Below are 15,621 nucleotides of genomic sequence, written 5' to 3'. Positions count from 1 at the left end.
GGCGCATAGTGTAATGCTTTGGCGCGGTTGTGACCAGTATGACTGACGTCAGCCCTAATGGGTAAAAAATCCTGTAAACTTGTCTAAAACGTAACAGGATGAATGACCATGACAAATCAACCAACGGAAATTGCCATTGTCGGCGGGGGAATGGTCGGCGGCGCGCTGGCGCTGGGTCTGGCGCAGCAAGGGTTTACGGTGATGGTAATAGAACATGCCGCGCCTGCGCCGTTTGTGGCTGACAGCCAGCCTGACGTGCGGATTTCGGCCATTAGCGCGGCATCCGTGGCGCTGCTCAAGGGGCTGGGCGTTTGGGAGGCGGTGCAGGGAATGCGTAGCCATCCTTATCGGCGACTGGAGACCTGGGAGTGGGAAAACGCCCATGTGGTGTTCGACGCCGCTGAACTCAAGCTGCCGCTGTTAGGCTATATGGTAGAGAACAACGTCCTGCAACAGGCGCTGTGGCAGGCGCTGGAAGCGCACCCCGGCGTGACGCTGCGCGTTCCGGCTTCACTGGCGGCATTGCACCGCCGCCACGATGGTTATGCGCTGGAACTGGCCGACGGCGAATGGGTAACGCCGAAGTTAGTGATTGGCGCCGACGGCGCGAATTCGCAGGTTCGGCAAATGGCGGGAATTGGCATTCATGCCTGGCAATATGCGCAGTCGTGTATGCTTATCACCGTCAAGTGTGAAAATGCGCCAGGCGACAGCACCTGGCAGCAGTTTACGCCAACGGGGCCGCGCGCTTTTTTGCCGCTGTTCGACGATTGGGCGTCGCTGGTGTGGTATGACGCTCCGGCACGTATTCGCCAGCTACAGAGTTTATCGATGACGCAATTGCAGGTGGAAATTAACCAGCACTTTCCGGCGCGTCTGGGGGCGGTGATGCCTGTCGCGGCGGGCGCGTTTCCGCTAACCCGTCGTCACGCGTTGCAGTATGCGCAACCGGGGCTGGCGCTGGTAGGCGACGCGGCGCATACCATTCATCCGCTGGCCGGGCAGGGCGTCAACCTGGGGTATCGGGATGTTGATGCGTTGATTGATGTGCTGGCGAGTGCCCGTAGCTATGGCGAGTCCTGGGCCAGTCATTCGGTGTTGAAACGCTATCAGACGCGGCGCATGGCAGATAATTTTATGATGCAAAGTGGAATGGATCTGTTTTATGCCGGGTTCAGCAATGAACTGCCGCCACTGCGTATTTTACGCAATATGGGGCTGATGGCGGCGCAGCGCGCAGGCGTGCTAAAACGTCAGGCGCTGAAGTATGCGTTGGGATTGTAACCCGCTGAATGCCTTACCCGGTTTGTAAAAACGCTCAATTGCAGGTCGGGTAAGCGTATTGACATCTTACTTTACTGCAAATAAAGCACATAAACCTAATTTCCCTTTGAAATCAATTTCATACCAAGGTGATGCCATTTCAATTGTGCATACGTTGTATTGGCAACGTACTACTTTATGTAGCATCAGTAATGTGGAACTCATTGATTTTACCAGAATCGCCAGGGTGATTAATGCGGCGAGAATCCGATACCACGTCAGTGTTGCATGTTGGACATCAAACCACAGAATATAAAAAGTGATGATGTGAAGAATGACTTTGCTGGACAGAGCGCGAATATAGAATCCACGCAGCGCCCTTTTCGAGGAAAACGCGACATTAATCAGCGCGCTTTGTTTTTCTTGCACAGGGATCCCTGGCAGATACACTATCCATTCCGCACTATTCTGGCGTAGCATGACCGCCTTTTTCTGGTGCAGTATATGTAGCCTCATTGACACTGCCACGGGGTAAACCAGACCCAAAATAATCAACCAGGCGGCGCTGGCCGTGATATCAATGAAGGTGAAAGCGCAGAGCAAGACGACCATAAAAAATGTTAATGGCCGCAAAAAGAGATACCAACAAAACTGGTAATTCATTGTGAGGTTACCGAACGCTCCCTGTAAGGCTTTATCATAGCGTTTTACTGATAGCAGGGCATTAAGGGGGAAACCTCTTTCGGAATTTATAAACGCAGAAAAGCAAAAAGCTCGCCGAAGCGAGCTTTTTAAAGGTGGCTGGGGTACGAGGATTCGAACCTCGGAATGCCGGAATCAGAATCCGGTGCCTTACCGCTTGGCGATACCCCAATTGTCGTACTTCTTGCGCTCGTTAGCAGAGCGTCTTTAAAACTGGCTGGGGTACGAGGATTCGAACCTCGGAATGCCGGAATCAGAATCCGGTGCCTTACCGCTTGGCGATACCCCAACAAATTATTTTCGAACCGGTCGAATATCTCGACGCGTTCTGAATATGGTGGCTACGACGGGATTCGAACCTGTGACCCCATCATTATGAGTGATGTGCTCTAACCAACTGAGCTACGTAGCCAGATGATTTCTTCGATGGCTGGGGTACCTGGATTCGAACCAGGGAATGCCGGTATCAAAAACCGGTGCCTTACCGCTTGGCGATACCCCAATACCGTCGCGGTGAACCGCAAACTCGAAGAAATATGGCTGGGGTACCTGGATTCGAACCAGGGAATGCCGGTATCAAAAACCGGTGCCTTACCGCTTGGCGATACCCCATCCGTACAACGCTTATCGGTGAATGGTGCGGGAGGCGAGACTTGAACTCGCACACCTTGCGGCGCCAGAACCTAAATCTGGTGCGTCTACCAATTTCGCCACTCCCGCAAAAAAGATGGTGGCTACGACGGGATTCGAACCTGTGACCCCATCATTATGAGTGATGTGCTCTAACCAACTGAGCTACGTAGCCATCTTTTTTCGCGTTACCTTATCGGCGTTGCGGGGCGCATTATGCGTATTGAGCCTTGAAGCGTCAACCTCTTTTTCATCGAAAAACGTCGGAAAGTGTCTGTTTGGTTAGGTTGCGAACAGCGTGGCGCAATATTCGGCAATTATTGGTTATTAATCGTTTTTCCGAAAGTGGTTTGCTATAAAAAAAGAGCCCCTAAGGGCTCTTTCGTCATCGTTAATTTACTGGTACGCCGACTGATGCACGCCGACCGCGCGGCCTGACGGGTCATCCATCGTTTTGAATGCTTCATCCCACTCAATGGCTTTGGCGGAAGAACAGGCCACGGACGGGCCGCCGGGTACGCATTCCGCCGCGCTCGGCACCGGGAACAATTCTTCAAAAATTTCCCGGTACAAGTACGCCTCTTTAGACGACGGCGTGTTGTATGGAAAGCGGAAGCGGGCGGTTTCCAGTTGTTGATCGGAAATCTGTTTCGCCGTCACTTCTTTCAGCGTATCGATCCAGCTGTAGCCTACGCCGTCAGAGAACTGCTCTTTCTGACGCCACGCGACGCTTGCTGGCAGATAAGACTCGAAGCACTCGCGCAGCACGTGTTTTTCCATCTTGCCGTTGCCGCACATTTTATCCTGTGGGTTGATACGCATCGCCACGTCGAGGAATTTTTTATCCAGGAACGGTACGCGCGCTTCCACGCCCCAGGCGGACATCGCTTTGTTGGCGCGGGCGCAGTCATACATATGCAGCGCCTGTAGCTTACGGACCGTCTCTTCATGTAACTCTTTGGCGTTCGGCGCTTTATGGAAGTACAGGTAGCCGCCAAACACCTCATCGGAACCTTCGCCGGAGAGCACCATTTTGATGCCCATCGCTTTGATCTTACGCGACATCAGATACATCGGCGTTGAGGCGCGGATAGTGGTCACGTCATAGGTTTCAATGTGATAGATAACATCACGAATGGCATCAAGGCCTTCCTGCACGGTGAAGTGAATTTCATGGTGCACGGTGCCGAGGTGGTTAGCCACTTCCTGGGCCGCCTTCAGGTCAGGCGAACCTTCCAGACCGACCGCAAAAGAGTGCAACTGTGGCCACCAGGCTTCGGAGCGCTCCTGATCTTCGACGCGACGGGCGGCGAATTTTTTGGTGATTGCCGAAATAACCGACGAGTCCAGACCGCCGGAGAGCAGCACGCCATAGGGCACGTCGGACATCAGGTGGCTTTTCACGGATTCTTCCAGCGCCTGGCGCAGCGCGTTTTTGCCGGTGACGTTGTCTTTTACCGCATCGTAATCGAACCAGTCGCGCTGATAGTACTGACGAATTTCGCCGTCTTTGCTCCACAGGTAGCTGCCCGCCGGGAACTCTTTAATGGTGCGGCAGACCGGGGTCAGCGCTTTCATTTCTGACGCTACGTAGAAGTTGCCGAATTCGTCATAGCCCATATAGAGCGGAATAATACCGATATGGTCACGACCAATCAGATAAGCGTCTTTTTCGCTGTCATACAGGGCGAAGGCGAACATCCCCTGTAAATCGTCAAGGAAATCCGGCCCTTTTTCCTGATACAGCGCGAGAATAACTTCGCAGTCGGAGCCTGTCTGGAACGCGTAACGATCGCCATACTCCGCGCGTAACGTCTGATGGTTATAAATTTCACCGTTCACCGCCAGTACGTGGGTTTTTCTGGCGTTATACAGGGGCTGGGCGCCAGCGTTAACATCAACAATCGACAAGCGTTCATGTGCGAGAATCGCGTTATCGCAAGCGTAGATGCCGGACCAGTCCGGGCCGCGATGGCGCATCAGGCGTGACAGTTCAAGGGCTTTTTTACGCAGTTCCGCTGCATCTGTTTTGATATCGAATACGCCGAAAATAGAACACATAGCCTTCTCCGTTAATCTGTTGCGTCGTACTTTTTGTATTTGCTTGACTAAAAAATGCCGCAAAGGCGTGGAAGGCGCAAGGGGATTACGGTCTGAAAAATGAAAAATGCAATCGTCATTGTTGATTAGTGAAAAATGATTACGTATTGCGCGGATTTATTGATGGATCTTCAGTTTTATCGTGGTTTAATTGAATTATGTTTTTCCTGATGACGTTTCGCTTATCAGGCCTACAATGTTGTTCGAACCGTAGGCCTGAAAGCGGCGCGTCATCGGGCAGGGGACAGGTTTAGATAACGTCTATCTCGGCGACGGAAGGGTAAATCCAGCTTGGGCGGAACGGCATACTGTCAATATCATTGATTGTTGATACGCCTGAAAGCACCAGAATGGTCTCCAGACCGGCCTGGAACCCCGCCAGAATGTCGGTGCGCAGGTTGTCGCCGACGATAACGGTCTCTTCCGAGTGCGCCTGCATTTTGTTTAACGCCGCGCGGATGATCCACGGGCTGGGTTTGCCGACATAAAACGGCTTCCGGCCGGAAATTTTTTCAATGCCTGCGCACAGCGCGCCGCAGGCCGGATAAAAGCCGCGACCGTGAGTATCCGGGTTGGTAGCGATAAAGCGTGCGCCATTGGCGACGAAAAATGCTGCTTTATGCATCATGTCCCAGTTGTAGGAGCGGGTTTCTCCAACGATGACAAAATCAGGGTTCACATCGGTAATGGTAAAACCCGCTTTATAGAGCTCGTGAATAAGCGCGCCTTCGCCCACGACATACGCTTTTTTACCTTCCTGACGGCGCAGAAAATCGGCTGTCGCCATTGCTGACGTATAAAACACGCTGTCCGGCACGTTAACGCCAGCGGTAGCAAAACGGTTCGCCAGATCCTGGCCGGTTTGCGACGGGTAATTGGTCAGCAGCACCAGCGGCAGACCTTTTTCCAGAATCCCCGTCAGAAATTCCGCCGCACCGGGTACGGCTACGTTGTCGTGCATCAGCACGCCGTCGATATCGCAGATTACATTCTTGATGGTCATGAACTACCCAGGGAATTTGTGAATAATCCGATACTATAAGAGCGCATCAACTTTCCAGCAAACGTTGCAGCAATGTTCCGTTGAGCATGGCGCGTTTAACTAAGGCAAATGCGCCGATAGCAGAACGGTGATCCAGCGTGGAGCGTACCACCGGCAAATTTTTGCGAAATGCCTTTAACGCCTGCGTATTGATACAGCTTTCGATAGCGGGCAACAGGACTTTATCGGCTTCAATGATCTCGCCGGCAATGACGATTTTTTGCGGGTTAAACAGGTTGATAGCAATGGCGATCGTTTTGCCCAAATGGCGACCAACATGCTCAATGACTTCCGAGGCCAGGCTGTCGCCCCGGTTTGCCGCCTTACAGATGGTTTTAATCGTGCAGTCGTCAAGCGGAACACGGCTTTGATACCCTTGTTTAAGCAAATTCAGCACCCGTTGTTCAATCGCCGCATTGGCGGCAATGGTTTCCAGACAGCCGAAATTACCGCAGTGGCAGCGCTCGCCCAGCGGCTCCACCTGAATATGCCCAATTTCACCGACGTTGCCGTTACGGCCAATGAAGATGCGTCCGTTGGAGATAATCCCGGCGCCTGTACCACGATGAACGCGCACCAGAATCGAGTCCTCGCAATCCTGACTGGCGCCGAAGTAGTGTTCCGCCAGCGCCAGGCTACGGATATCGTGTCCCACGAAACAGGTAACGTGAAACCGTTTTTCCAGCGCTTCGACCAGTCCCCAGTTTTCAACCTGAATGTGCGGCATGTAACGAATCACGCCGCTTTCCGGATCGACAAGCCCTGGCAGGATCACCGAGATAGCGATCAATTCACGAATTTTACGCTGACAGCTATCAATAAAGACGGCGATGGTGTTGAGCAGCGCATGTTCCAGCGTCTCCTGGGTGCGCTCCGGTAGCGGATAATGCTCCTCAGCGACCACTTTACTGCTCAGATCGTAGAGCGTTAAAGTGGTGTCATGACGGCCCAGGCGAACGCCAATGGCGTGGAAGTTACGGGTTTCCGTGACGATAGAGATAGCGCGGCGGCCTCCGGTAGAGGCCTGCTGATCGACTTCTTTGATCAGCCCGCGTTCAATGAGTTGACGCGTAATTTTCGTTACGCTGGCGGGAGCAAGCTGGCTTTGCTCGGCAATTTGTATGCGCGAGATAGGACCATGCTGGTCAATCAGGCGGTAAACGGCCGCGCTGTTAAGCTGTTTTACGAGATCAACGTTACCTATCTGAGCTTGTCCGCCTGGTGTCATATTCTCACTTACTCAAGTCAACGACCTCGTCACCATTAACGATGGTCTTGATAATTTTAAAATCGTGGGTGAACGCGGTCAGGTTGGCGACTTTACCCGGCGCAATGCTACCGAGATGCTTATCAACGCCGATAGCGCGTGCCGGATAGAGCGTTGCCATGCGCAGCACTTCATCCAGCGCGATGCCGCAATGCGCGACCAGGTTGCGTACGCCTTCAATCATGGTTAAGGACGAACCGCTCAACGTACCGTTTTCATCCACACACAGTCCATTGCGGTAGTATATTGTTTTACCTGCGAAAATGAACTGCTCAATATTGGCCCCCGCCGGTGCGGTGGCGTCTGTCACCAGACAAAGTTTGTCGCCTTTAAGGCGTTTGGCATTGCGAATGTTGGCGTAGTCGACATGCAGACCATCGGCGATAACGCCGCAATAAATATCCGCTTCGTCCAGAACAGCGCCAGCAAGGCCCGGCTCACGCCCTGTAATGTACGGCATCGCGTTAAACAGGTGAGTCGCAAAAGTAATCCCGGCGCGGAAGCCTGCTTTCGCCTCTTTTAACGTCGCGTTGGAGTGACCTGCGGAAACCACAATGCCCGCATTCGCCAGTTTAGCGATTACGTCAGCAGGCACCATTTCCGGCGCGAGAGTGACTTTGGTGATGACGTCGGCATTATCGCATAAGAAATCGACCAGCGCAGCGTCTGGTTTACGCACGAAATCAGGATTATGGGTGCCTTTTTTTACCAGATTAAGCCAGGGGCCTTCCAGGTGGAGACCCAGCGCCTGGTGCGGATGTTTTTCCAGGTATTCGCGCATGACGCGAATGCCCTGTTTCATCAATTCGTCGCTGGTAGTGATAAGCGTTGGCAGAAAGTTAGTACAGCCCGATTTTTCATTGGCTTTCTGCATAATTTCCAGCGTTTCAACGCTGACGGCTTCTGCGGTATCGTTAAACTGCACGCCGCCGCAGCCGTTTAGCTGCACATCAATAAAACCGGGGGAGAGAATGGCCCCATTCAATGAGCGTTGTTCTATTCCCGGCGGCAGTTCGGCCATCGGACAAACGCGGTCAATCAGGCCATTAGCGACAACAAGCGCATGGTCATCAAGAATTTCGTGACCGGTAAAGATCCGGCCCTGGGTTAAAGCATACATTCCGACCCCCGATATCAAAAATTTACCGCCCCGCATTGACTGGCGGGGCGGAGACAACATTACAGACCTTTAATATTTTCTGCTTCTAATTCATTGAAATATTTCAATGTTTTAACTTTAAGTTCCATTGTGGACGGCTCATCGCATACCACAACCGCTTTCGGATGGAGTTGCAGGCAGCTAATGGTCCACATGTGGTTGACGTTGCCTTCAACCGCCGCCTGCAGCGCCTGGGCTTTCTGATGGCCCAGCACCAGAATCATCACTTCTTCCGCATCCAGCAGCGTGCCTACGCCTACCGTCAGCGCGTATTTCGGCACCTGGTTTACGTCACCGTCAAAGAAGCGGGAGTTCGCTACGCGAGTATCATGGGTTAACGTTTTGATACGGGTACGGGAAGCCAGGGAAGACGCCGGTTCGTTAAAGGCGATGTGACCGTCGTTGCCGACGCCGCCCATAAACAGATGGATTTTACCGTAAGAACGAATTTTTTCTTCATATTGACGGCATTCCGCATCGATATCCGGTGCGTTACCGTTGAGAAGATTGATGTTTTCTGCTGGAATATCAACGTGATCGAAAAAGTTACGATGCATAAAGCTGTGGTAGCTTTCCGGGTGCTCTTTCGGCAGGCCAACATATTCGTCCATATTAAAGGTGACCACATGCTTAAAGCTGACCTCGCCCGCTTTGTGCATCTCAACCAGCGCTTTGTACGCCGTTAGCGGCGTGCCGCCGGTAGGCAGTCCAAGGACAAACGGACGATCGGCGGTCGGTTTGAACGCATTAATACGGTTAACGATATGGCGAGCGGCCCATTTGCCAACCTGTTCTGCGGTACTCAGGGGGATCAGTCTCATTCTTCACCTCGATAATCAATGTCAAAATTTGGCGGATCGTATTAAGCGTAACCTGGATATCCAGGGTTCGTGTTCAATCCGTCCTGATTTTTTGAATCATAAAATAAGTTTTCCGTGTTAGCCAGTGGATGGTGGGGGTGATTACGATATTTAGTGATTATAATCACAAAAAACACCCGTTTAATTTGCGAGGCGAATTAATTTTCCACACACTCTGCAGAAGATGATCTCACCGTTCGATTACAGAACATCACGTTTTTAACGTTTGCAGCACAATAAAAAACGGCTTCAAAGAAGCCATATCGGCGTCTCGTAGGGGGAATAAGATGAATATTTTAGGTTTTTTCCAGCGGCTGGGTAGGGCGTTGCAGCTCCCTATCGCCGTGTTGCCGGTGGCAGCGTTGTTGCTGCGATTCGGCCAACCAGATTTGCTGAATATGCCGTTTATCGCGCAAGCGGGCGGGTCTATTTTCGATAACCTGGCGCTGGTTTTCGCTATCGGCGTGGCCTCCAGTTGGTCTAAAGATAGCGCGGGCGCGGCAGCACTGGCGGGAGCCGTGGGTTACTTCGTCATGACCAAAGCGATGGTGACGATTAACCCGGAAATCAACATGGGCGTGCTGGCGGGGATTATTACCGGTCTGGTCGGCGGCGCGGTTTATAATCGTTGGTCTGGTATCAAACTGCCTGATTTTCTCAGTTTCTTCGGTGGAAAACGTTTTGTGCCGATCGCAACGGGCTTTTTCTGTCTGGTGCTGGCCGCTATTTTCGGTTACGTCTGGCCGCCGGTACAGCATGGCATCCATGCGGGCGGTGAATGGATCGTTTCCGCAGGCGCGCTGGGTTCCGGTATCTTTGGCTTCATCAACCGTCTGCTGATCCCCACCGGTCTGCATCAGGTACTGAACACCATCGCCTGGTTCCAGATTGGCGAATTCACCAATGCCGCAGGCACTGTATTCCACGGCGACATCAACCGCTTCTATGCTGGCGACGGCACGGCGGGGATGTTTATGTCCGGCTTCTTCCCGATCATGATGTTTGGTCTGCCGGGCGCCGCTCTGGCGATGTATTTCGCCGCGCCGAAAGAACGTCGTCCGATGGTGGGCGGTATGCTGCTGTCTGTCGCGATCACCGCGTTTCTGACCGGCGTAACCGAGCCGCTGGAATTCCTGTTTATGTTCCTGGCGCCGCTGCTGTACCTCCTGCACGCCATTTTGACTGGTATCAGCCTGTTCGTCGCGACGTTGCTGGGTATCCATGCGGGCTTCTCTTTCTCGGCAGGCGCGATCGACTATGTTCTGATGTATAACCTGCCAGCGGCCAGCAATAACGTCTGGATGTTGCTGGTGATGGGCGTTGTATTCTTTATCATCTACTTCCTGCTGTTCAGCGCGGTTATTCGTATGTTTAACCTGAAAACGCCGGGCCGCGAAGATAAAGTTGATGAGATGGTAACGGAAGAAGCCAACAGCAACACCGAAGAAGGGTTAACGCAACTGGCGACCAGCTATATTGCTGCGGTTGGCGGTACGGACAACCTGAAAGCGATCGATGCGTGTATTACCCGTCTGCGCCTGACCGTGAATGACTCTGCTCGCGTTAACGATGCGGCCTGCAAACGCCTCGGCGCTTCCGGGGTGGTTAAACTGAACAAACAGACCATTCAGGTTATTGTCGGCGCGAAAGCAGAATCGATTGGCGATGAAATGAAGAAAGTGGTGGCGCGGGGGCCGGTCGCGGCAGCGTCTGCTGATGCGGCTCACGTTGCAACACCTGCTCCGGCGGCCAAACCCCAGGCGGTGCCGAATGCGGTGACTATCGCTGAACTGGTCTCTCCGATTACCGGTGAGGTAGTGGCGCTGGATCAGGTACCGGATGAAGCTTTCGCCAGCAAAGCGGTCGGCGACGGCGTGGCGGTGAAACCCACCGATAAAACCGTGGTTTCTCCGGCGGCGGGTACTATCGTGAAAATCTTCAACACTAACCACGCGTTCTGTCTGGAAACCGAAAAAGGCGCGGAGATCGTTGTCCATATGGGTATCGATACCGTCGCGCTGAACGGTCAGGGCTTTAAGCGTCTGGTAGAAGAGGGTGCGGAAGTCACGGCGGGTCAGCCGGTGCTGGAACTGGATCTGGACTTCCTGAATGCCAATGCGCGTTCCATGATAAGCCCGGTTGTTTGCAGCAACAGCGATGACTTCAGCGCTCTGGTCATCAAAGCGGATGGTCACGTGGTGGCGGGTCAAACGCCACTGTACGAGATCAAGAGCAAATAATCGCTTCCTGGCCGGATAAGGCGTAAGACGCCATCCGGCGATATCACAGAAAACATAAGCGGCAGAGGGGAACCTTCGCCGCTTTTTTTTACCGCAATTAGCCCCAATATTTTCTGCAAAGCCACTTTTTAAGTAACTAAAGGTTGTCAGTCTGTCCGGCTTATAAGATCATATGCCGTTATACGTTGTTTACGCTTTGAGGAATCCACGATGAGTGAGGCTGAAGCCCGCCCGACTAACTTTATTCGTCAGATTATTGATGAAGATCTGGCGAGTGGTAAACATACCACTGTCCATACCCGTTTTCCGCCGGAGCCGAATGGCTATCTGCACATCGGCCACGCGAAATCTATCTGCCTGAACTTTGGCATCGCGCAAGATTATCAGGGCCAGTGCAACCTGCGTTTCGATGACACCAACCCGGTAAAAGAAGATATCGAGTACGTTGATTCGATCAAAAACGACGTCGAGTGGTTAGGCTTTCACTGGTCTGGCGATATTCGCTACTCCTCCGATTACTTTGACCAACTGCACGCCTATGCGGTCGAGCTAATCAATAAAGGCCTGGCCTACGTTGATGAGCTGACGCCGGAGCAGATCCGTGAATACCGCGGTACGCTGACCGCGCCGGGTAAAAACAGCCCGTTCCGCGATCGCAGCGTGGAAGAGAACCTCGCGCTATTTGAAAAAATGCGTACCGGCGGTTTTGAAGAGGGTAAAGCCTGTCTGCGCGCTAAAATCGACATGGCGTCGCCGTTTATCGTGATGCGCGATCCGGTGCTGTACCGCATTAAATTTGCTGAACACCACCAGACCGGCAACAAGTGGTGCATCTACCCGATGTACGACTTTACTCACTGCATCAGCGATGCGCTGGAAGGCATTACTCATTCTCTGTGTACGCTGGAGTTCCAGGATAACCGTCGTCTGTACGACTGGGTGCTGGACAACATCACCATTCCGGTTCACCCGCGCCAGTACGAATTCTCGCGCCTGAATCTGGAATACACCGTGATGTCCAAGCGTAAGCTGAACCTGCTGGTGACCGACAAACACGTCGAAGGTTGGGACGATCCGCGTATGCCGACTATTTCCGGTCTGCGCCGTCGCGGCTATACCGCAGCTTCTATTCGTGAGTTCTGCAAACGCATCGGCGTCACCAAGCAGGACAACACCATTGAGATGGCGTCGCTGGAATCCTGCATTCGCGAAGATCTGAACGAAAACGCGCCGCGCGCGATGGCGGTAATCGATCCGGTAAAACTGGTTATCGAAAACTACCCGCAGGGCGAGAGCGAAATGGTTACCATGCCTAACCATCCGAATAAACCGGAGATGGGCAGCCGTGAAGTGCCGTTTAGCGGTGAGATCTGGATCGATCGCGCAGATTTCCGCGAAGAAGCGAACAAGCAGTACAAGCGTCTGGTGATGGGCAAAGAAGTGCGTCTGCGTAATGCCTACGTCATTAAAGCGGAGCGCGTAGAGAAGGATGCCGAAGGGAATATCACCACCATCTTCTGTACCTATGATGCCGATACGCTGAGTAAAGATCCGGCTGACGGGCGTAAAGTGAAAGGCGTAATCCACTGGGTTAGCGCAGCACATGCGTTGCCGATTGAAATTCGTCTCTACGACCGTCTGTTCAGCGTGCCGAATCCAGGTGCCGCGGAGGACTTCCTGTCTGTTATCAACCCCGAATCATTAGTGATTAAGCAGGGTTATGGTGAGCCGTCGCTGAAAGCGGCGGTAGCAGGAAAAGCTTTCCAGTTTGAACGTGAAGGCTACTTCTGCCTCGACAGCCGCTATGCAACGGCCGATAAGCTGGTCTTTAACCGCACCGTGGGCCTGCGTGATACCTGGGCGAAAGCGGGCGAGTAAGCACTGCGCCAACAGACGAATGCTGTAAAAATACCTTGTCAACGCCGCGTTTTGCGGCGTTTTTTCTCTGCATTTCCAAGAGCCTATCCCATTAGGGCTATTTTACTTGCCATTTTGGACCTGGGCAGTGCTCGCCAAAACGCGTTAGCGTTTTGAACGCCGCTAGCGGCGGCCCGAAGGGCGAGCGTAGCGAGTCAAACCTCACGTACTACGTGTACGCTCCGGTTTTTGCGCGCTGTCCGTGTCCAAACTGGCTGCGCCAATAACGCCTGGTGGGATAGGCTCTAAGTCGATTCTCTTTTTTGCGAGGCGAATTAATTATTCTCTGAAAATTATTGATCTGATAAATGATTATTAATCTAAATGTTATAAGCGTCAGGTCAACAGGAGACAATTATTTTCATGCCTATGGAAAACAAGTCAATTTTCTTTCTGGCGGTCTGCTTCCCCCACCAGCAGTCGAATGTAACAGAAAGCAATTAAATATGTGCGGTTGCTCATATTATTACATACTGGTTACAGAAAGAGATTGATAATTCGCATCGCGAAAAATAGTCTATTTAACGTAGTAAATGAGGTTTCTCAGCGCTACTTTTTATTTTTATTTTTTCGCTGTTCGCTTTTGTCGGCAGCAATTTATACGTCAAAGAGGATTAACTTATGCGTACGTTTAGTGGCAAACGTAGTACGCTGGCTCTGGCTATCGCCGGTATCACAGCAATGTCGGGGTGGATCGTTGTTCCGCAGGCGCAAGCCTCCGGCTTTTTCGACGACTCCACGTTAACGGGCGGCATCTATTATTGGCAGCGTGAACGCGATCGCAAAGATGTGACCGACGGCGACAAATATAAAACTAACCTTTCTCATGCGACCTGGAACGCTAACCTGGATTTTCAGTCTGGTTACGCTGCGGATATGTTCGGTCTGGATATCGCGGCGTTTACCGCGATTGAAATGGCAGAAAACGGCGACAGCGGTCATCCAAACGAAATTGCCTTCTCGAAAAAGAATAAAGGCTACGACGAAGACTATTCCGGCGATAAGAGCGGTATCAGTCTTTATAAAGCCGCCGCGAAATTTAAATATGGCCCGGTCTGGGCGCGCGCCGGTTATATTCAGCCTACCGGTCAGACGCTGTTAGCGCCGCACTGGAGTTTTATGCCGGGTACTTATCAGGGTGCGGAAGCCGGCGCCAGTTTTGACTATGGCGATGCGGGCGCGTTAAGTTTTTCCTACATGTGGACTAACGAATATAAAGCGCCGTGGCATACCGAAATGGATAAGTTTTATCAGGCGGATAAAAAAACTAATGTGGACTACCTCCACTCCATCGGCGCGAAGTACGACTTCAAAAATGATCTGGTGCTGGAAGCGGCGTTTGGTCAGTCCGAAGGCTATGTCGATCAATATTTCGCAAAGGCCAGCTATAAATTTGATTTAGGCGGCAATCCGTTCACCACCAGTTACCAGTTCTACGGCGCGCGCGACAAAGTAGACGATCGCAGCGTGAATGATATTTACGACGGTACGGCCTGGCTGCAGGCGTTGACCTTCGGCTACAAAGTCGCGGAAGTGGTTGACCTGCGTCTGGAAGGCACCTGGGTGAAAGCGGACGGTCAGCAGGGCTATTTTCTGCAACGTATGACGCCAACCTACGCCTCTTCAAACGGTCGTCTGGATATCTGGTGGGATAACCGCTCCGACTTTAACGCTAACGGTGAAAAGGCGGTTTTCTTCGGCGCGATGTATGACCTGAAAAACTGGAATCTGCCGGGCTGGGCTGTGGGCGCGTCTTACGTTTACGCTTGGGATGCTAAACCGGCAACCTGGCAAAGTAACCCGGATGCTTACTACGACAAAAACCGCACTATCGAAGAGTCCTCATACAGTCTGGATGCGGTCTATACCCTGCAGGAGGGGCGTGCCAAAGGCACCATGTTCAAACTGCACTTCACCGAATATGACAACCACTCCAATATTCCAAGCTGGGGCGGTGGTTACGGCAACATCTTCCAGGATGAACGTGACGTGAAATTTATCGTTATTGCGCCATTCACTATTTTCTGATGTCAGATGCGGCAGGCTGCCGGTCTGCCGCGCTGTTGAGGAACGACCTATGAAAAAAATTTTACTCATCGCCAGCATGACCGCCGGTTTGACGGCCTGCGCGTCATCACCCGCGCCGGAAGAAGATAGCCGGCTGAAAGAGGCGTACAGCGCCTGTATCAATACCGCACAGGGCTCGCCTGAGAAGATAGAGGCCTGCCAAAGCGTACTGAATGTCCTTAAAAAAGACCGCAAACATCAGCAATTTGCTAACGAAGAAAGCGTGCGGGTACTGGACTATCAGCAGTGCATTCAGGCGACGCGCACGGGTAACGATCAGGCGGTCAAGGCTGACTGCGACAAGGTCTGGCAGGAAATTCGCAGTCATAATAACGTGCAATAAAAACCTGCCTTGCCACCCACGGGCGAATGTT

General features: G+C 52.4%; 11 protein-coding genes and 7 tRNA genes. 5 read left to right on the top strand and 13 right to left on the bottom strand.

What is annotated here, in order from left to right; translation table 11 throughout:
- Positions 1-108: 108 nt before the first annotated feature.
- A complete protein-coding gene (ubiF, locus tag J1G48_RS15765; protein ID WP_000184625.1) occupies positions 109-1,284 on the top strand; it encodes a 3-demethoxyubiquinol 3-hydroxylase in 1,176 nt (391 codons plus the stop codon).
- Positions 1,285-1,350: 66 nt separating this feature from the next.
- On the opposite strand, the gene J1G48_RS15760 is transcribed toward ubiF, so the two are convergent.
- The 13 genes from J1G48_RS15760 to nagB form a co-directional block, all read right to left on the bottom strand.
- Positions 1,351-1,926 (bottom strand): hypothetical protein, encoded by a 576-nt coding sequence (locus J1G48_RS15760; RefSeq protein ID WP_001109076.1) that lies wholly within the window; start codon positions 1,924-1,926, stop codon positions 1,351-1,353.
- A gap of 135 nt (positions 1,927-2,061) precedes the next feature.
- Positions 2,062-2,136 (bottom strand) — tRNA-Gln (locus tag J1G48_RS15755).
- Positions 2,137-2,179: 43 nt separating this feature from the next.
- Positions 2,180-2,254: transfer RNA gene (locus tag J1G48_RS15750), tRNA-Gln, on the bottom strand.
- Between the two features lie 46 nt (positions 2,255-2,300).
- Positions 2,301-2,377 (bottom strand) — tRNA-Met (locus J1G48_RS15745).
- Positions 2,378-2,392: 15 nt separating this feature from the next.
- Positions 2,393-2,467 (bottom strand) — tRNA-Gln (locus J1G48_RS15740).
- A gap of 35 nt (positions 2,468-2,502) precedes the next feature.
- Positions 2,503-2,577 (bottom strand) — tRNA-Gln (locus J1G48_RS15735).
- Between the two features lie 23 nt (positions 2,578-2,600).
- Positions 2,601-2,685, bottom strand: a tRNA-Leu gene (locus tag J1G48_RS15730).
- Positions 2,686-2,693: 8 nt separating this feature from the next.
- A tRNA-Met gene (locus J1G48_RS15725) sits at positions 2,694-2,770 on the bottom strand.
- Positions 2,771-2,991: 221 nt separating this feature from the next.
- On the bottom strand, positions 2,992-4,656 hold the full coding sequence (gene asnB, locus J1G48_RS15720; RefSeq protein ID WP_000337038.1) for an asparagine synthase B: 1,665 nt from the start codon (positions 4,654-4,656) through the stop codon (positions 2,992-2,994).
- Between the two features lie 289 nt (positions 4,657-4,945).
- Entirely contained in the window at positions 4,946-5,698 is a 753-nt protein-coding gene (gene nagD, locus J1G48_RS15715; RefSeq protein WP_000153143.1) for a ribonucleotide monophosphatase NagD, read from the bottom strand.
- A gap of 46 nt (positions 5,699-5,744) precedes the next feature.
- Entirely contained in the window at positions 5,745-6,965 is a 1,221-nt protein-coding gene (gene nagC / locus J1G48_RS15710; protein WP_000187578.1) for a DNA-binding transcriptional regulator NagC, read from the bottom strand.
- 4 nt (positions 6,966-6,969) lie between these two features.
- Positions 6,970-8,124 carry an N-acetylglucosamine-6-phosphate deacetylase gene (nagA, locus tag J1G48_RS15705; protein ID WP_000271186.1) on the bottom strand — a complete coding sequence of 385 codons (1,155 nt, stop codon included), beginning with the start codon at positions 8,122-8,124 and terminating at the stop codon, positions 6,970-6,972.
- Positions 8,125-8,183: 59 nt separating this feature from the next.
- Positions 8,184-8,984 (bottom strand): glucosamine-6-phosphate deaminase, encoded by an 801-nt coding sequence (gene nagB / locus J1G48_RS15700; RefSeq protein ID WP_001237059.1) that lies wholly within the window; start codon positions 8,982-8,984, stop codon positions 8,184-8,186.
- A 326-nt stretch (positions 8,985-9,310) separates the two neighbouring features.
- On the opposite strand from nagB, the gene nagE reads away from it, so the two are divergent.
- The 4 genes from nagE to chiQ all read left to right on the top strand — a co-directional run bounded on the left by nagE (position 9,311) and on the right by chiQ (position 15,590).
- Complete coding sequence (nagE, locus tag J1G48_RS15695; protein ID WP_001023069.1) at positions 9,311-11,263, top strand: PTS N-acetyl glucosamine transporter subunit IIABC; 1,953 nt, start codon at positions 9,311-9,313, stop codon at positions 11,261-11,263.
- A gap of 210 nt (positions 11,264-11,473) precedes the next feature.
- A complete protein-coding gene (glnS, locus tag J1G48_RS15690; protein ID WP_001287181.1) occupies positions 11,474-13,141 on the top strand; it encodes a glutamine--tRNA ligase in 1,668 nt (555 codons plus the stop codon).
- A 660-nt stretch (positions 13,142-13,801) separates the two neighbouring features.
- The gene (gene chiP, locus J1G48_RS15685; protein WP_001258803.1) at positions 13,802-15,208 is read left to right on the top strand and encodes a chitoporin; all 1,407 of its coding nucleotides are present in this window, start codon (positions 13,802-13,804) and stop codon (positions 15,206-15,208) included.
- Between the two features lie 49 nt (positions 15,209-15,257).
- The gene (chiQ, locus tag J1G48_RS15680) at positions 15,258-15,590 is read left to right on the top strand and encodes a ChiQ/YbfN family lipoprotein (protein ID WP_000722258.1); all 333 of its coding nucleotides are present in this window, start codon (positions 15,258-15,260) and stop codon (positions 15,588-15,590) included.
- Positions 15,591-15,621 lie beyond the last annotated feature (31 nt).

Source organism: Salmonella sp. SAL-020 (assembly GCF_017372215.1).
Taxonomy (GTDB): domain Bacteria; phylum Pseudomonadota; class Gammaproteobacteria; order Enterobacterales; family Enterobacteriaceae; genus Salmonella; species Salmonella enterica.
The sequence above is the reverse complement of the archived record's forward strand: the minus strand, read 5'-3'. Positions and strand labels throughout refer to the sequence as shown.